The organism is Corynebacterium riegelii, from assembly GCF_016728505.1.
GTDB lineage: Bacteria > Actinomycetota > Actinomycetes > Mycobacteriales > Mycobacteriaceae > Corynebacterium > Corynebacterium riegelii.
The window spans coordinates 2184171-2201857 of record NZ_CP068159.1 but is presented as its reverse complement, the minus strand read 5'-3'; the positions used below and the strand labels follow the sequence as shown (position 1 = coordinate 2201857).

Below are 17687 nucleotides of genomic sequence, written 5' to 3'. Positions count from 1 at the left end.
GGTGGAGTCACTGTTTCCAGAAGAAGCGCAGGCGTTTGCGGCGGTGGCCGCGCGCCTGCGTGACGCGCACAAGGTTGCCGTTGTAGCGCACGTCAAGCCGGACGCTGACGCTGTCGGGTCTGCCTGCGGTTTGGCTGCTGGCCTGCGCCAGCTTGGAATTGAAACCAGCGTGCACATCGGCCAGACCTACCCGCATGCGGGGAACCTGGATACAGTGCCCGGTGTTGATGACGTGCTCTACGGAGCATGGCTGCCGGATGACGCTTTGGTAGTCACTGTTGACTGTGCTTCGCTTGACCGCACCGGCTTGCTGCAGCATTCGATTGCGGAAAACCCGGATCGCGTGGTGGTGATTGATCACCACGAGACGAACCCTGGCTTTGGCGGGATGAACTTGATTGTGGATGCTGAGTCCACAACTACCATCATTAGTGAGCTTTTCCGTCACATGGGAGTGACCATTGACTATGACATTGCGTACTGCCTGTACGCGGGCCTAGTTACGGATACCGGTAACTTCCGGTGGGGAAGCCCACGTATGCATGAGCTGGCTGCGCAACTGCAGCACCACGGTCTGGATACCCGCCAAATTGCCATGGACCTGATGGATTCCATCAGCGCAGAAGACTTGAAAATTATGGGTGCAGTCTTGGCTGACTTGCACACCTACCGTGAGAAGGGCCTGACGGTTTCCGTAATCGCGGTACCGGCAGAGGCGCTGGCGCGCATGAGCCAGTCAGCGGTTGAGGCGATCATTGATTACGCCCGAGCGCTGCAAGGCTCAGACGTTGGAGTGGTGTTTAAACAACAGGCTCCCCGGTACTGGGCGGTGTCGCTGCGATCCACCAAGATCGACGTATCCCAGGTAGCAGCAGCACTTGGTGGCGGTGGTCATATCCCGGCAGCTGGCTACTCGGCCACAGGCAGCCTGGATCAGATCACACGCGACCTGCTGCAGGCACTTCCGGAGTAGACACGAAGAGTTTATGAGCACGCGTCGCATCCTTGCGTTAGCGCTGCCGGCACTTGGTGTGCTTGCGGCGAATCCGATCTACCTGCTTTTAGACACAGCAGTTGTTGGACGCCTTGGCACGGCTGAATTGGCAGCACTTGCTGCGGGCGTAGCCATCCAGTCAACGGTGACAACCCAGCTGACCTTTTTGTCCTACGGCACGACGGCGCGCAGCTCGCGCATGTTTGGGGCGGGCCAACGTGACAAGGCTGTCTCAGAAGGCGTCCAAGCAAGCTGGGTTGCGCTTTTAGTCGGACTAGCGTTGGCCACCATCGTGTGGGTGTTCGCCCAGCCACTGGCAATGGCGCTTTCCGGCAACTATGAAACCAGCCTGGAGTCCGCCCGATGGATGCGGGTGGCGGCCTTTGCCATCCCGCTAACCCTGCTCATCATGGCCGGCAACGGCTGGATGCGTGGAGTGCAGAACACACGCCTTCCGTTCTGGCTGACATTATGCGGGCTTATACCCGGCGCGATCCTGCTACCGATACTGGTGCATCGCTATGGCCTGGTGGGCTCTGCAATTGCCAACGTGATCGGGATTGGCATTACCGCCAGTTTGTTCGTTGTGGTGCTGGTGCGCGAACACCTGCGCTACTCGGGAGATTTCGCGCCTCAGTTTGATGTGATTGGCAAGCAGCTGGTGCTGGGACGCGACTTGATTTTGCGCTCCATGTCGTTTCAGATCTCTCTGCTTGCCGCTGCGGCAGTTGCAGGGCGCTTTGGCGTGGCAGCGCTGGCCGCCCACCAGATCCTGCTGCAGTTGTGGAACTTCCTTGCGCTGGTGCTGGACTCGCTTGCCATTGCAGCGCAGACGCTTACCGGTTCTGCACTGGGCACTGGGGACGTGGAACGTGCAAAGGAAGTAGGCAACCAGACCACGCGCTTTTCTACCGGGTTTGGTGTGCTGCTTGCAGCGGTATTCGCGCTGTTTGCGGGTCAAATCTGGTCGCTGTTTACCCAGGACCCAAGCGTGCATAGCCAACTGCGCGGGCCGTGGATCTGCCTCGTAGCCATGATCATTGTGGGTGGCGTGGTCTTCGCCCTGGACGGGGTGCTGCTTGGCGCATCGGACGCCGCATTCTTACGCAACCTGACTATCGCTTCAGTACTTGGCGTGTTTTTCCCCATTACGCTGATGTCCATCGCGTTCGGCTGGGGACTGACTGGCATTTGGGTTGGCCAGCTTGCCTCTGTCGTCTGCCGGTTGATTGGCGTGGTCGTTCGCTTCCGGTCCATGAAGTGGGCACGCTAACCTAGACGCCATGACCACACTTTGGGCAGTGAGCGATTTGCATGCGGCGGTGAAAGCCAACACGCCACAAATCGACGCAATTGAACCAAAGGATCCCTCTGATTGGCTGATTGTGGCAGGCGATGTGGCGGAACGTCATGACCTCATCGTGCGCACTATGGCCAAACTCGCACAGCGCTTTGACACGGTCATTTGGGTTCCCGGCAACCATGAGTTGTTTTCACGCTCAGCTGACCGCCACCGTGGACGTGACAAATACACGGCCCTTGTGCAGTCCATGCGTGAGATGGGCGTAATCACCCCAGAAGACCCGTATCCCGTGTTTGGTGGGGTGACGGTCTGTCCGCTGTTCACGCTGTATGACTACTCATTTCGGGGCCCCGGCATGAGCGTGGAGGATGCGGTTGAAGCTGCCCGCAAACGCAACATCATGATGACGGATGAGTTTGCAATCGCCCCGTTTGTGGACGTGCGTGCGTGGTGCTGGGATCGCTTGGCCTACACCACGAAGCGCCTGTCACGTATCAGCGGTCCTACGATCCTGATCAACCACTGGCCGTTGGTGCAGGAACCTACGTTGAAGATGCGCTGGTCTGAGATCGCGCTGTGGTGCGGCACTCGCCACACTCGGAGCTGGCCGCAGCGCTATAACGCCCAGGCCGTGGTGTACGGGCACCTGCACATGCCCGGTGTGATGCAGGTAGATGGGATCAAGCACATTGAGGTCTCGCTGGGATATCCGCGTGAGTGGGAGCCTCGCCTTGAGCGCCCGCCTGTGCCATTTCCATACCCAGTGATGGAGGTGGGCCAGTGATGCAGGACCTGACGCTTTTCCCGCCTGCAGCGCGGGTGGTGTACCTACGCAATGATGATGCGAAGGATCTGACCAACTATCGGGATCTTTTGCCCGATGAGCGCGCTGCCGTTTCAGAGGCGGTGGATATGCGCAAGGGCGAGTTTGGGGACGCACGTTGGTGCGCCCACCAAGCCCTCAAGGAGCTTGGCGTGTCCACCCAGCAAGCCATTCTGCGAGGGGAGCGGGGCATGCCTCTGTGGCCTGCCGGCTTCACCGGATCGCTGACCCACACGGATGGTTTGCGTGCTGCGGTCGCGGCGCCGATACGTGAGGTGAGGTCCATGGGCTTGGACGCGGAGCCTGCGCAGCCGCTGCCAGACGGCGTGATGGCACAGATTGCGTTGCCTTCGGAGGTTGAGACTGTTGAGCGCTTCCGTGCCCAGGGCAACATGTGGGCGGATCGCTTGTTGTTCTGTGCGAAGGAAGCCACCTACAAATGCTGGTTCCCGCTGACTCGCCGTTGGCTGGGGTTTGAGGAGGCAGAGATCGAGCTGCGTATCGACGGCTCATTTACCTCCCACCTGCTCGCCCGACCAACACCCGCCGCATATTTTGAGGGGCGTTGGGTTGTCCGCGGTGGGTACGTGATCGCCTCGGCCTTTCTTCAATAAACGCCCTGTAGCCGCGGCCGTGAAGGCCCGGCTACAGTGTTGCGGGACGTGCCACAAACGTGGTGGCCAGGCGCTTGCCTTTCTCGCGCACCAAGGCCACTGCGCGCCCATCTGGGCCGACGGCCACGTGGACGCCGTCTAGGCCGCGTGGTGCAAGCCATTTGCCCAATGCGAGCGCGTCGTATTCCTCCTGGGTGACATCGAGTACGGGCCAGCCCAGCTTCAACGCCTCATCCATGGAGTAGGTCAGTTGTGGATTCGCTTCAAGCTCTTCGAGCGTTTTGGCTTGGGTGGCGGGGTAGGGGCCGACGTTTAAGCGTCGTAAAGCAACCAAATGCCCTCCAACCCCAAGGGAGGCACCCAGGTCGCGCGCGAGCGAGCGGATGTAGGTGCCGGAGGAGCAGTGGACCTGGGCATCAATATCCAGGTGCTCACCGTGGCGAACCGTATGGGTGAAACTGTGTACGGTCACCGGGCGCGCTGGGATGTCCACCTCTTCACCTGCGCGAACGCGCTCGTGGGCGCGCTTGCCGTCAATCTTGATGGCAGAAACTGCAGATGGTTTCTGCATGATGTCGCCGGTGAGTGCGGCAATACCCTGGGCAATCTGCTCATCGGTGATGTGGCTGGTATCGGCGGTGGCAATGATCTCGCCTTCCGCATCATCAGTGGTGGTAGATGCGCCAAGGCGGATCGTGGTCTCGTAGACCTTGTCCGCGCCAACCAGGTGGGTGAGCAGCTTCGTGCCACGTTCAATGCCGGCCACCAGCACGCCGGTGGCCATGGGGTCGAGCGTGCCCGCGTGGCCGACCTTCCTGGTTTGGAAGATGCGCCGCAGGCGAGCAACCACATCGTGACTAGTGAGACCGGCGGGCTTATCCACAATGACAAGTCCGGAAGCTGCGAGGGGATCAGTCATGCTTTCAAAGTATGCCGTAGTGTGTTGCGAGTGAAAGTTTTGCGCGGCCTCAGTGACATTCCGGCGGAGTTTAGGTCCTCCGGCGGCACCGTGGTCACCATCGGCGTGTTCGATGGTGTGCACCGCGGCCACCAACTGTTGATTTCGCAGGCGGTGCAGCAAGCCCGTGAACTGGGCGTGCCCAGTGTCGTGATGACGTTTGACCCGCACCCACGCACCATCTTCGCACCCGAGAGCGCGCCGCCGCAGCTGATGCCGTTTGCGCAGCGTGCGGAGCAGATTGCCGGTCTTGGCGTGGATTACCTGCTGGTAATTGATTTCCGTAAGGAGGTCGCAGGCTTAAGCCCGCAGGCGTACGTGGAGGAGGTGCTCGTTGGTGCCTTGCACGCGCGCCACGTGTTGGTGGGGGAGAACTTCACCTTCGGTGCGGATGCGGCGGGTACTGCACAGACGATGCTGCAGCTTTGCGACGAGTGCGGGGTTGCGGTCACAGTGGTGCAGTTGCTTGGCGACGATGAGGGGCACATCTGCTCAACCGCCATCCGCAATCAGCTAGCGCAAGGCAAGATTGCCGATGCGCGCGAATACATGGGCCGCGACTTCGCGGTGGTTGCGCCCGTGGAGCGCGGCGCAGGCCGCGGCGGGCGCGAGCTGGGATACCCGACGGCGAACCAGTACGTACCGGAATCAGCAGCCTTGCCTGGTGACGGGGTGTATGCCGGCTGGTTCACCGTGATAGACAACGGTGAGCTGGAAGGCGACATGGAACCCGGCGTGGCGTACCCGGCGGCGATTTCGGTGGGGACGAATCCGACGTTTGGTGATGAGCGGCGCAGCGTGGAGTCCTACGTACTGGACCGCGAGGCCGATTTGTACGAGCGACTGGCGCGCGTGGAGTTTGTGGCCAAGGTGCGTGACATGGTGAAGTTCGATTCAGTTGATGAGCTTTTGGAGAACATGAGCCGTGACGTAACGCGTGTGCGGGAGATTTTAGGCGCGTAACATGTGGCTTCATGACGATGAAGCTGATCCTGGACCTAGACACCGGCATTGATGATGCGTTGGCGCTGGCCTATGCGCTGGCCTCCCCGGAGGCGGAACTTATCGGCGTGACCTGCACGTACGGCAATGTGCTTGTGGAGGACTCGGTGCGCAACACGCTTGCGATCCTGGAGCTGTTTGGACGCACGGACGTGCCGGTGTTCGCAGGCCCGGGCCACGCTTCGGCGCAATCGTCTTTTGAGGTCCAGGAGATCTCCGCGTTTATCCACGGCAAAAACGGCATCGGTGAGGTGGAGATCCCGGATGCGCAGCGTGAGGCAGAGCAGCTCTCCGCGGTGGACTTCCTTGTGGAGTCTGTGGAGCGCTTTGGTGAAGAGCTGGTCATCGTGCCAACTGGTCCGTCCACGACTATTGCGGCGGCGCTTGACGCCTCAAACGTGTTCCGCGAAAACGCCAATATTGTCATGATGGGTGGCGCTTTGACCGTGCCGGGCAATGTCAACGGTTGGTCCGAGGCCAACATCTACCAAGACCCTGAGGCTGCGGACAAGGTGTTTCGTCAGCTGCGAAACGTCACCATGATCGGCCTGGACGTCACCTTGCAGACGCTGCTGACCACCAAGGAAACCGCCGAGTGGTCGAAGCTGGGCACGGTCGGTGGCAACTTCTTGGCAGACATTACGAACTACTACATCAACGCCTACAAGACGACCTCGCCGCACTTAGGCGGCTGCGGGCTGCACGACCCGTTGGCGGTTGCCGTGGCGATCAACCCCGGGTTGGTGGACACCCTGGGTATCAACATGAAGGTTGACACCCAGGAGCCCACCCGTGGGCGCACGATTGGAGACGAGACGCGGCTGAACGACCCAGACAAGCACGCCGCCGTTGCCGTGCGCGTAGACACCGCCGCTTTCCTAGAGCAGTTCATGAACAGGCTTTCCGTTTTGGCACAGTCCACGCCGGTGGTGTAGTCTCTTTTCGGTCTAGCGTCATTTGACTGTGGTTCGCGGCAGTCACGGCGCAACAACAGACTTTATTTCGAGCGCGAACTGAAAAACCCAAGGAGAACACTCATGGCACTGTCCACTGAGAAGAAGGCTGACATCCTCAAGGAGTACGGCCTGCACGAGACCGACACTGGCTCCCCGGAGGCACAGGTTGCGCTGCTGACCGAGCGTATTAACAACCTGACCGAGCACCTGAAGTTCCACAAGCACGACCACCACTCCCGTCGTGGCCTGCTGCTTCTGGTTGGTCGCCGCCGTGGCCTGCTGAAGTACCTGCGCGAGAACAACGTTGAGCGTTACCGTGACCTCATCGCTCGCCTGGGCCTGCGTCGCTAATTCGGCTCGTGGCCTGAAAAATCTCGGCCTTATAGCTTCAACCGGTATCCCGTTACGGGGTGCCGGCTTTTGCGTTTCCTGTACCTGCGACCTCTACTTTTTCTGCGCGACCTGCTACGATGGCCTGTTGTTGTAAGAAAACCCCCAGGGCGGCACCGATGATCGCCAGAAAAGAGGATTACTTCGCATGTTTAAGCCCAAAAACTCCTTCGATGTTTTTGTGGATGAGGACTACGGCATCACTGAGGCCGTAGCCACCATTGATAACGGTGACTTCGGTTCCCGCACCATCCGTTTTGAAACCGGCCAGCTGGCACGCCAGGCAGACGGGTCTGTGACCACGTACCTGGATGATGACACGATGATGCTGACCACGGTCACCGCATCCAACCAGCCGCGCGAGGGCTTTGATTTCTTCCCGCTGACCGTGGACGTGGAAGAGCGTATGTACGCAGCAGGCAAGATTCCGGGTTCCTTTTTCCGTCGTGAAGGACGCCCCTCTACTGAGGCGATCCTGGCCTGCCGCTTGATTGACCGCCCGCTTCGCCCGACCTTTGTCAAGGGCCTGCGCAACGAGGTGCAGGTTGTGGTCACGGTGCTGTCCATGGACCCGGAGGAGTACTACGACGTTGTAGCCATCAACGGTTCTTCTGCGGCAACGCAGCTGTCTGGCCTGCCGGTCTCCGGTGCGGTTGGTGGTGTGCGCATGGCGCTGATTGCTGATGACAAGCACCCGGAGGGCCAGTGGGTGGCATTCCCGAACCACGCACAGCACGAGCGTGCGCTGTTCGAGATGGTTGTTGCCGGCCGCATTGTGGAAAAGAAGCGTGGCCGCAGGACCGAGCAGGACGTTGCCATCATGATGGTGGAGGCCGGCGCTGGCGCTAACGTGGTCAAGCTGGTCAAGGACGGCTTCCCGGCTCCGACCGAGGAGACCGTGGCCCAGGGCCTGGAGGCTGCAAAGCCGTACATTAAGACGCTGTGCGAGGCGCAGACCGCGCTGGCAAAGGAAGCGGCGAAGGACGCCAAGGAGTTCCCGCTCTTCCCGCCGTACTCGGACAAGGTGTTTGAGGCAGTGGAGAAGAAGGCCGCTAAGCGTCTGTCCAAGATCATGACGATTGCGGGCAAGCAGGAGCGCGAGGAAGAATCCAACGCGTTCATGGAAGAGGTCGAGGAGTACCTCTTTGACAAGCTCGACATCGACGATGACGAAAAAGACGAGATGGCTGCCGCCTCCAAGGAGATCCGCGCCGCATACAACGCGCTGCAAAAGCAGATTGTGCGTGACAAGATCCTCTCGGAGGGCTTCCGTATCGACGGCCGCGGGGTCACCGACATCCGCGACCTCGAGGTAGAGGTGGAGCTCATCCCGCGTGCGCACGGCTCTGCACTGTTTGAGCGTGGCGAGACCCAGATCCTTGGCGTGACCACCCTGGACATGCTGAAGATGGAGCAGCACATTGACTCTTTGACCCCGGAGACCTCCAAGCGCTACATCCACCACTACAACTTCCCGCCGTACTCCACTGGTGAGACCGGACGTGTGGGTTCCCCGAAGCGCCGCGAGATTGGCCACGGTGCGCTTGCAGAGCGCGCTCTGCTGCCGGTGATCCCGTCGCGTGAGGAGTTCCCGTACACCATCCGCCAGGTCTCTGAGGCGCTTGGTTCCAACGGTTCGACCTCCATGGGCTCTGTGTGCGCCTCCACGTTGTCGCTGTACAACGCTGGTGTGCCGCTGGCTGCTCCGGTTGCTGGTATTGCCATGGGTCTTGTCTCTGGTGAGGTGGGCGGCAAGACCGAGTACGTGGCACTGACCGATATCCTCGGCGCAGAGGACGCGTTCGGTGACATGGACTTTAAGGTTGCCGGTACCCGCGAGTTCATTACTGCGCTGCAGCTGGACACCAAGCTGGACGGCATCCCGTCTGACGTGTTGGCAAGTGCTCTGAACCAGGCACGCGAGGCACGTGAGACCATCCTGGACACCATGGCTGAGGTCATTGACCAGCCGGATGAGATGAATGAGCTGGCACCGAAGATCACCACCGTGAAGGTGCCGGTGTCCAAGATCGGTGAGGTCATTGGCCCGAAGGGCAAGACCATCAACTCCATTACGGAGGAGACCGGCGCGGACATCACGATTGAGGACGACGGCACGATCTACGTCTCCGCCGCCCAGGGTGCTGCAGCGGACGCGGCGATTGAGAAGATCAACGCCATTGCGAACCCGCAGATGCCGAAGGTGGGCGAGCGCTACCTGGGCACCGTGGTCAAGACCGTGGCGTTCGGTGCGTTCGTTTCCATCCTGCCGGGTACCGATGGCCTGATCCACATCTCCAACTTGGGTGGCAACACCCGCGTGGAGAATGTGGAAGACGTCATCAACGTCGGCGACAAGGTTGAGGTTGAGATCCGCGATATTGATAATCGCGGCAAGATCTCCCTGGTGCCGGTCGAGGACTAGGGCAGGAACTTCAGTTTCTTGCCCAGGTCAAGTGCCGTGGTCATTAGCTGCCCGTAGTACTTACGCGGCAGCTGCTTCGGGCCACGCATTGGCATGATGCGCTGCTGGGCGATGTTTTTGACCTCGGTGTACTTGGTCATGCCCTCTGGCCCGTGGCGCCGGGCCATGCCGGACTCCTTCACACCGCCTAGTGGGGTGGAGATGGAGGCCCAGGTGGCCGTGTAGCCGTCATTAATAGTCACGCTGCCGGACTCAATCTGCCACGCCAAGCGCTCGGCGGTTTCTGTGGCACCAAATACTGAGGCGTTGAGCCCGTAGTTGGTGTCATTTGCCAATTCCACGGCCTCTTCAAGGCTGTCTACGCGTTGCACGTAGACCACAGGACCAAATACTTCCTCGGTTTCCAGGTCTGTGTCTGGCCCAAGATCGGTCAGGATGGTCGGCTCGAAGTGATACGGTCCCACGTCCGGTCGGGCTTTGCCGCCCGTGACCACGGTTGCGCCCTTCGCCACCGCGTCCTCCACAAAAGCCGTGACGCGGTCGAGCTGATCCTGGTTGATGAGCGAGCCCATGCTGTAGTTCCAGTTCAATCCCGTGCCTAGTGTGAGTTTTTCGGTGGCGGCTTTGAATGCGCGCAGAAATTCGTCGTAAATCTCGGTGTGTGCGTAGATACGCTCGATGGACACGCACAGCTGGCCGGAGTTGGAAAAGCACGCGGTGGCAATCGTGTCGGCGTGCTTGGCTACATCCGCATCGGGTGAGATGATCATCGGATTCTTGCCGCCCAACTCAGCGGAGTAGCCCACGAGCCTCTCGCCAACAACCTTGCCCAGGAGCTTTCCGGTTGCTGTGGAGCCGGTGAACATGAGGTAATCACAACGCTGCGCGATGGCTTGGCCAACAACAGTGCCTGAGCCGGTGACAATCTGGAATAGGTTGTGCGGCAAACCGGCGTTGAGCAGCAGGTGCAGCGCGATCAGGTTGGAAAATGGGGTTTGCCAGTCCGGCTTGGCTACGATGCCGTTACCAGCGATCAACGCCGCAATCGCATCGGAGACGCCAAGGGCCAGGGGGTAGTTCCACGGGCTGATCTGGCCAACGATGCCCTTGGGTACGCGCTGCTGCGTGGTGCTGGTGATCACTGGAAATGCGCCAGCCTTGCTGGAGGTAGCTAGGAACTTCTCCGCGTTGTTGGCGTAGTAGCGGGCGTTATTCATCACGTCCAACACTTCGTCATACGCCGCGGTGCGGTCCTTGCCGGTCTCAAGCTGGACGATATCCGCCAAAAGGTCGCTGTGCTTTTTCACCAAGTCATGGAAGCGCTTGATCACGCGAGCACGCGCAGCAATCGGGCGTTCCTGCCACTGCTTTTGGGCGTGGCGGGCAAGTTCGAATGCCTTCTCCACGTCTGCGATGGAGCCGACACCAACATGCCCAAGCGGGGCGCTGAAGTAGGGGGAGTAGACCTCATGCAGCTCACCGGTAGCCAAAGAACCGGATTTGGCATTGGTGGAGTGGACCAAGAGCTTGCGGGCAAACTCTTCCGGCAGCGGGCGTTCTTGGAGGCGTTTTGGAAGCATTGGTGTTTTTCTCTCGAGTGTTGAATCTTGGGCTGGGGAGCAAAACGCCCCAGGCAGCGCTGTCACAGTGAGTTCGTGTTAGTGGTGCCGGGGCGGGATGGCAGCGAATGGTTTAGACCGGGCAACCGCCAGAACGAGCGTCCTTGGCCTTACCGTCAGCGTTATCAGCGGATTCCTCGCCGTGGCTGTACGGTGCCGCAAGCTTCGGCTCCTTGTACTCGCCTTCGATCATGCCGTTCTTGATCATCATGCTGCGACCAGGCTCCATGTAGCGCTTGTCTTCCGGCAGCTTGTCAAAGACCTTGCGGACAAACTTCGCAATGCGGTCAAAACGCTTCTGGTCCTTCGCGGTCCACTCCAGATCCAGGATCTCACGCTGCTTGTCGTTCAAGGTGCCGTAGGTCATCCAAATCATCGAGCGCATGATCGGCTTCCAGATCACATTCCACACAGCTTGGGAAACGCCATCCGGCGGGGTCACCGGCTCTACGCGTGCGGTGCGCAGTGCGAAGTCCACGGTCTCGTTGCGTTCCAAGACGGTGTCTTCCATCTTCTTGAAGTACTCGATGTAGCCGTCGAGGTTGTCAATCACCGGGCGCTCGGACATGCCGTACATGTCCCACCAGGTCACGCCCTCCTGGATGATCTGCTCTTTCTCCTCGCGAGTAAACGGGGTGCCGAAGAGCTCCTGGGCCCAGATCACGCGCCACACAAAGGTGGCGTGCGCCCACCAGTACACGTCCGGGTTCAGGGAGTGGTAACGGGTACCGTCACGCAGCGTGCCCTTAATGCCGTGGTGATAATCACGGACCTGCTTGGCGCGCGTGCCGTCGTCATAAATCGAGTAGATAATCTGCGGAGTTGAGCGCTCCAGGCGGGAGAACGGCTCCTCGAAAAACTTCGAGTGATCAAGCAGCGACTGGCCAATGGCGGGGTGCATATTCTGCAGCACACCGGTGTAGCCGCGCAGCAGCTGAATGCGGTTGTCGGCGCCCCACTTCCACAGCAGGGAATCGGGGCCGAGTGGTGCGCGCTTCAGCTCGCGCTTGTCAGTTTCAGTTAAGTGAGTGTTGTTGCTATCAGTTCCCATGTGTGAACTGTATCACTCATTTGTGATCGTGTGTTGTGAATTAACGCTGAAAATCCACTACAACACGCGTCGGGTTTTCCAGCACGTACACGTGGAACGGCAGCTGCTGGTCAAGGCCGATGATGTACTGCGTATCGGCCTCAAAGACACCGCCGTGGACGACGTCCACCACGTGTCCTGCGCCAACGCCAACTGGTCCACCCGCAAGAAGGTCTTCACGCGGGCTCATCATTGCCATAGGGGTGCCCTGGATCATGATTTCCAGAAACGCGTTGCCGGGAACCTCCATCGGCAAACCGGAGGCCTGCTGGCGAGGATCCGAGTTGTAGGCCGCGATCACGCCTGGCAGGCCGGTTCCGGAGTATTCAAACACCACTCGGTCCACATCGGTGTGGGTGCCGGCGCGCACATCCTGAATCACAAGTTCCGGGTTGCCCTGGGAAGGCAGCATTACGCGGTCCTGCGCAAACAGTGTCTGCGCCTGGGCGTTATCCGCGGGCTGGACCGTAGTTGCTTCCTTCGTTTCAACCGAAGTGGTCGGTTGCGCCGTTGTGGCTTGCGAAGTTGCGACGCTTTCCTGCGTCACAGCCTGCGGGGTCGGCTCCGGCGCTTCCGGCTGTGTGCAGGCGCTCAACGCCAGCGGAAGGAGGAGCATTATGCTTATCGACGCTCTGTTCATACCCCCAACCATATAGAAGCGGAGGCAACGTGACGGTGAAAGTTGGAGTTCTTGGTGCGAAAGGTCGCGTGGGTTCGGCAGTTGTCGCAGGTGTCAACGCGGCCGAAGATCTAGAGCTGGTCGCCGAAATTGGCCAGGGGGATAGCCTTGAACAGCTCATTGACGCTGGGGCAGAAGTAATTGTGGATTTCACAACTCCGAATGCCGTGATGGACAACTTGGAGTTCTGCATTTCCAATGGCATTCACTGCGTGGTGGGTACTACCGGTTTTGATGAGGCCCGCTATGAGCAGGTGCGCAAGTGGTGCGCAGAGGCAGACGGCGTAGGTGTGTTAATCGCGCCGAACTTTGCCATCTCTGCAGTGTTGACCATGGCCTTTGCTAAGCAGGCTGCGCCGTTCTTTGAGTCCGCTGAGGTTGTGGAGTACCACCACCCGAACAAGCTTGATGCGCCGAGTGGCACTGCGATTAAGACGGCACAGGGGATTGCACGTGCGCGTCGTGAAGCAGGAATGGCCCCCATGCCGGACGCTACGGAACAGTCGCTTGAGGGCGCACGCGGAGCAAGCGTGGATGGTGTGCAGGTTCATGCCGTGCGCATGACCGGCATGGTGGCGCACGAAGAAGTGATTTTTGGCACCACCGATCAATCCCTGACCATCCGTCAGGATTCCTACGGCCGAGAGTCCTTTGTGCCGGGTGTGCTCACGGGTGTGCGTCAGGTGGCAGATCACCCTGGCCTGACTATCGGCCTAGACACCTACCTGGGGCTGTAATCAATGGCCGTGGAATCAACCCTTGATGTGCAGCTCATTGCAGCCTCGACGTTTCACATGCCTACCGGCGTGGACTGGGAGGTAGATGCAGAGGCCACGGACGCGGAAGCCATTGTGGAGTTCGCTGGTAGGGCTTGCTATGAAACCTGGGATAAGCCCAACCCGCACACCCGCGCAAATGATGCGTATCTTCGCCACATCATTGATGTTGGCCATGACGCGCTGTTAGAGCATGCAACTGCAACCGTCTACATCCGTGGGCTTTCGCGTGCCGCTGGCAATGAGCTTTTGCGCCACAGGCACTTGTCCTTCTCGCAGTTATCGCAGCGCTTCGTCCATTCCGGTGATGGGGAAGTCATTGTGCCGGATGTGATTGCAGAAGATGAGTCGCTGCACCGCATGTTCCTCGCCGCAGTAGATGAGGCGCGTTTTGTTCACGACGAATTGCTGCACGCCCTAGAGGAAAACCTGGCGAGCGAACCGAATGCACTGCTTCGGGCCAAGAAGGCGCGCCAGGCTGCGCGCGCAATCCTGCCCAACGCAACTGAGACCCGTTTTGTGGTGACCGGTAACTTCCGGGCGTGGCGCGAATTTATCGCAGCACGCGCCTCCGAGCATGCTGACGTGGAGATTCGCACCCTGGCTATTGCGTGTTTAGAGCTGTTGCGGGAGGCCTCGCCTGTGCTGTTTAGTGATTTTCTGATTAGTGAATTGGCTGATGGCACGCGTATGGCAACCAGTCCTTACGTGTAATTTACCTACGGGTTGCGGAGGGTTTTGTCCGCTATTGGTGTGCTCTTGTGCAAACTTGGGGGTGAAACAGGGTAGTCTATTTGCCCATGGGCACATCATTGATAGCTAACCGCGGCGCTGAGACGTTCGGCACCGCCTGTGTCGCGATGGTCACTCCGTTTGATGCAAACGGCAAACTTGATCTCGCGGCCGGGCGTAGGTTGGCTGCCCACCTTGTGGACAATGGGCTGGACGCACTCGTCCTTGCCGGCACCACCGGCGAATCCCCAACCACCACCACTGAAGAAAAGGTCGCTTTACTTCAGGCAGTCAAGGAGGAAGTAGGCGACCGTGCCAAGCTGATCGCTGGCGCGGGTACGAACAGCACTGCTACCACGATTGAGCTGGCGAAAGCATCTGCAGATGCTGGTGCTGACGGCCTTTTGGTAGTTACCCCGTATTACTCCAAGCCTTCGCAGGAGGGCGTCTACGCCCACTTCGCGGCAGTTGCAGGTGCGACGGATCTGCCGATCTGCCTGTATGACATTCCGGGCCGTTCTGGCATTCCTATTGACGGAAGCGTGATCGCACGCCTCGCCGAGCTGGATACCGTTCAGGCAGTCAAGGACGCGAAGGGTAACTTCGCGGAGGCGTCGGCACTGATCCAAAACACTGACCTTGCTTGGTACTCGGGCGATGACCCGCTGAACCTGCCGTGGTTGGCAATGGGTGCGACTGGCTTTATCTCCGTGGTGGGGCACGCGGCGCCGCGTGCTCTGCGGGAATTGCTCACAAGTTTTGAGGCTGGCGACCTCGCCCGTTCGAGGGAGATTAACGCCAACATCATTAACGTGCTAGCACACCATCAGGCTGTAATGGGTGGTGTCACATTCGCGAAAGCAGCCTTGCGTTTGCAGGGCATTGAGGTCGGAGATCCCCGCCTGCCAGTCGCACCGGCGACCGAGGCACAGGTTGCGGCGCTCCGACATGACATGGAGAAAGTTGGAGTCCTCTAAATATGAATGAACCCCGTAACCGCGCACGCAAAGTTACGCGCAAAGCCGGGCCGCCGGAGGCTGCAGACCAGCAGCCCGTATTCCAGGCACCTGAAAACCCAGCCGCCCAAGAGGGCGGCGATTTTGGTGTAGATAACAACACCAAGGGCGGTGCGAAGGGCAATGCCAACGGCGGCGGCCGTGGTGGAAACAATGGCAACAACCAGGGCGGCGGCAATGGTCGCCGCCGTCGTGGTCGCGGCCGTGGTGGCAATCACGGTGGCGAGGGTCGCGGTGAACGTCGTAACCCAATGAAGTCCATGCAGGGTGCTGACCTGACCAAGCGCCTGCCGGCACCGCCGAAGCCGGCGAACAACACGCTGCGTATCTACGCGCTTGGTGGTATTTCTGAGGTTGGTCGAAACATGACCGTCTTCGAGTACAACGGCCGCCTGCTCATTGTGGACTGTGGTGTGTTGTTCCCGAACTCCGGTGAGCCGGGCGTGGACTTGGTGCTGCCTGACTTCGGTCCGATTGAAAACAAGCTGGATAAGGTCGAGGCGCTGATTGTCACCCACGGCCACGAGGACCACATCGGTGCGATTCCGTGGCTGTTGAAGCTGCGTCACGATATCCCGATTTACGCATCCCGCTTCACCAACGCGCTGATCGCCGCGAAGACGCAGGAGCACCGCCAGCGTCCGAAGCTGCACGAGGTAAACAAGGACTCTGACATTAACGTCGGTCCGTTCCGCGTGCGTTTCTGGCATGTGAACCACTCCATTCCGGAGTGCCTGGGTGTGTCTATCAAGACTGGCGCTGGCCACGTTGTCATGACTGGTGACGTGAAGCTGGACCAAACGCCGTACGACGGCAAGCCAACGGATGTCCCGGCGCTGTCCCGCTACGGCGATGAGGGCATTGACCTGTTCATGTGTGACTCCACCAACGCCACCATCCCGGGCATTTCTTCCTCGGAGGCTGGCATTGAGGAGACGTTGACCCGCCTGGTCAGCCAGGCTCGCCAGCGGGTGGTGATCTCGTCTTTCGCCTCCAACGTGGCGCGTGTCCAGATGGCCATTAACGCTGCTGTGGCGAACAACCGCAAGGTGGCGTTCAACGGTCGTTCCATGATGCGCAACATGGAGATTGCGGAGAAGATGAGCCTGCTTAAGGCTCCGAAGGGCACGATCATCCCGATCGAAGAGGCCGCGAAGATGGCACCGCACAAGACGGTGCTGATCACCACTGGTACGCAGGGTGAGCCGATGGCGGCGCTGAGCCGTATGTCACGTCGCGAGCACCGCCAGATCACGATTCGTGACGGTGACACGATCATCTTCTCCTCCTCGCTCATCCCGGGCAACGAGGAAGCAGTCTTCGCCGTGATCAACAACCTCGCCCAGATTGGTGCCAACGTGATCACCAACGCGGAGGCTCACGTCCACGCCTCTGGCCACGGTTATGCAGGAGAGCTGCTTGCGCTGTACAACGCTGCACGTCCGACGTGCGCGATGCCGGTGCACGGCGAGTGGCGCCACATGCGCGCCAACAAGGAGCTTGCTATCTCTACGGGCGTGCGCCCGGAGAACACCGCGCTTGCGCAAAACGGCGTGGTTGTGGATATGACCAAGGGCAAGATCAAGGTTGTTGGCCAGTACCAGGTGGGTCAGCTCTACGTTGATGGCGAGACCATGGGTGATGTGGACCTGGACGTGCTGGCGGATCGTACTTCGCTGGCCGCCGGTGGTGCGTTGTCTATTACGTGTGTGATTGATGACCGTACGGGTCGCCTCCTGCAGTCGCCGACTGTGTCCACCACTGGCTGGTCTGATGATGACCGTGAGTTCAACAAGAAGCTCATCGAAGCCGTCGAGGCCGTGATGGATGATTTGGCTGCCCAGGGTGAAAATGATGCGATGCGTATGGTGCAGCAGCTGCGCCGCAAGGTGGGCCGCGCCATTTCCCAGAAGTACAAGCGTGAGCCGGTGATTTTGCCGACCATCGTCCCAATGGCCGCTGATCTGGGCCCGATTGATGATGAGGACGTGGAAGCGTCCCGCGAGTCGCTCTAACCGTTAGCCATCGCACGTACTACCCCCTAGGGCCGCACAATGTTGTGGTCTAGGGGGTAGATACGTTTTCGGGGTCAAACCCAACTTCTTCACGCGGGCCGGGGGTGCGTCGTTGAAGCCGGGCCTGGAGGCAGTCCTTGGAACAAATATGCAGGGGAAGATATGCAGGTTCGCAGGTCACGGCCAATTTTCATTAACGGGCCCCTTATTGAAAAAGTGCTCTGACCATTACTCCTGCATATTTAGACCTGCATATCTGTTGACTGGGGCGGACCGGGCAGCCGAGCACGTCGCG

16 protein-coding genes are annotated in these 17687 nt (G+C 59.8%); 12 read left to right on the top strand and 4 right to left on the bottom strand.

The annotated features are described in order from the left end of the window. Position 1: 1 nt before the first annotated feature. From I6I71_RS10490 to I6I71_RS10475, 4 genes are read left to right on the top strand one after another with little or no spacing between them, the layout of a single operon-like run. Positions 2-973 carry a DHH family phosphoesterase gene (locus I6I71_RS10490; protein ID WP_201820892.1) on the top strand — a complete coding sequence of 324 codons (972 nt, stop codon included), beginning with the start codon at positions 2-4 and terminating at the stop codon, positions 971-973. Positions 974-986: 13 nt separating this feature from the next. After that, positions 987-2267 carry an MATE family efflux transporter gene (locus tag I6I71_RS10485; RefSeq protein WP_201820890.1) on the top strand — a complete coding sequence of 427 codons (1281 nt, stop codon included), beginning with the start codon at positions 987-989 and terminating at the stop codon, positions 2265-2267. Between the two features lie 10 nt (positions 2268-2277). Next, positions 2278-3081: a metallophosphoesterase family protein gene (locus I6I71_RS10480; protein WP_201820888.1), complete on the top strand. Its 804-nt coding sequence runs from the start codon at positions 2278-2280 to the stop codon at positions 3079-3081. Continuing rightward, positions 3081-3734: a 4'-phosphopantetheinyl transferase family protein gene (locus tag I6I71_RS10475; protein WP_201820886.1), complete on the top strand. Its 654-nt coding sequence runs from the start codon at positions 3081-3083 to the stop codon at positions 3732-3734. The genes I6I71_RS10480 and I6I71_RS10475 overlap by 1 nt, the downstream gene beginning before the upstream one ends. 31 nt (positions 3735-3765) lie before the next feature. Here the strand turns inward: I6I71_RS10475 and truB are convergent, their stop codons facing one another. Continuing rightward, complete coding sequence (gene truB / locus I6I71_RS12115; protein WP_236587313.1) at positions 3766-4653, bottom strand: tRNA pseudouridine(55) synthase TruB; 888 nt, start codon at positions 4651-4653, stop codon at positions 3766-3768. 30 nt (positions 4654-4683) lie between these two features. On the opposite strand from truB, the gene I6I71_RS10465 reads away from it, so the two are divergent. The 4 genes from I6I71_RS10465 (at position 4684) to I6I71_RS10450 (ending at position 9465) form a co-directional block, all read left to right on the top strand. Beyond that, entirely contained in the window at positions 4684-5655 is a 972-nt protein-coding gene (locus I6I71_RS10465; protein ID WP_236587312.1) for a bifunctional riboflavin kinase/FAD synthetase, read from the top strand. 11 nt (positions 5656-5666) lie between these two features. Further along, entirely contained in the window at positions 5667-6629 is a 963-nt protein-coding gene (locus I6I71_RS10460; RefSeq protein WP_201820875.1) for a nucleoside hydrolase, read from the top strand. A 102-nt stretch (positions 6630-6731) separates the two neighbouring features. After that, entirely contained in the window at positions 6732-7001 is a 270-nt protein-coding gene (rpsO, locus tag I6I71_RS10455) for a 30S ribosomal protein S15 (RefSeq protein ID WP_052203884.1), read from the top strand. A gap of 187 nt (positions 7002-7188) precedes the next feature. Beyond that, a complete protein-coding gene (locus tag I6I71_RS10450) occupies positions 7189-9465 on the top strand; it encodes a polyribonucleotide nucleotidyltransferase (protein WP_201820873.1) in 2277 nt (758 codons plus the stop codon). Here I6I71_RS10450 and I6I71_RS10445 read toward each other — a convergent pair. From I6I71_RS10445 to I6I71_RS10435, 3 genes are all read right to left on the bottom strand, one after another. Further along, on the bottom strand, positions 9462-11045 hold the full coding sequence (locus I6I71_RS10445; protein ID WP_201820871.1) for a succinic semialdehyde dehydrogenase: 1584 nt from the start codon (positions 11043-11045) through the stop codon (positions 9462-9464). The two genes, I6I71_RS10450 and I6I71_RS10445, sit on opposite strands and share 4 nt — an antisense overlap. A 112-nt stretch (positions 11046-11157) precedes the next feature. After that, positions 11158-12135, bottom strand: a complete 978-nt coding sequence (locus I6I71_RS10440; protein ID WP_201820869.1) for an oxygenase MpaB family protein — start codon at positions 12133-12135, stop codon at positions 11158-11160. 40 nt (positions 12136-12175) lie between these two features. Further along, on the bottom strand, positions 12176-12790 hold the full coding sequence (locus I6I71_RS10435) for an AMIN-like domain-containing (lipo)protein (RefSeq protein ID WP_201820867.1): 615 nt from the start codon (positions 12788-12790) through the stop codon (positions 12176-12178). A gap of 53 nt (positions 12791-12843) precedes the next feature. Here I6I71_RS10435 and dapB point away from each other — a divergent pair, with 53 nt between their 5' ends. From dapB to I6I71_RS10415, 4 genes are all read left to right on the top strand, one after another. Continuing rightward, on the top strand, positions 12844-13590 hold the full coding sequence (dapB, locus tag I6I71_RS10430) for a 4-hydroxy-tetrahydrodipicolinate reductase (protein ID WP_070495880.1): 747 nt from the start codon (positions 12844-12846) through the stop codon (positions 13588-13590). Positions 13591-13593: 3 nt separating this feature from the next. Further along, complete coding sequence (thyX, locus tag I6I71_RS10425; protein WP_052203894.1) at positions 13594-14343, top strand: FAD-dependent thymidylate synthase; 750 nt, start codon at positions 13594-13596, stop codon at positions 14341-14343. An 86-nt stretch (positions 14344-14429) separates the two neighbouring features. Further along, entirely contained in the window at positions 14430-15338 is a 909-nt protein-coding gene (gene dapA / locus I6I71_RS10420; RefSeq protein WP_201820865.1) for a 4-hydroxy-tetrahydrodipicolinate synthase, read from the top strand. Positions 15339-15340: 2 nt separating this feature from the next. Next, complete coding sequence (locus I6I71_RS10415) at positions 15341-17392, top strand: ribonuclease J (RefSeq protein ID WP_330910978.1); 2052 nt, start codon at positions 15341-15343, stop codon at positions 17390-17392. Positions 17393-17687: the final 295 nt, after the last annotated feature.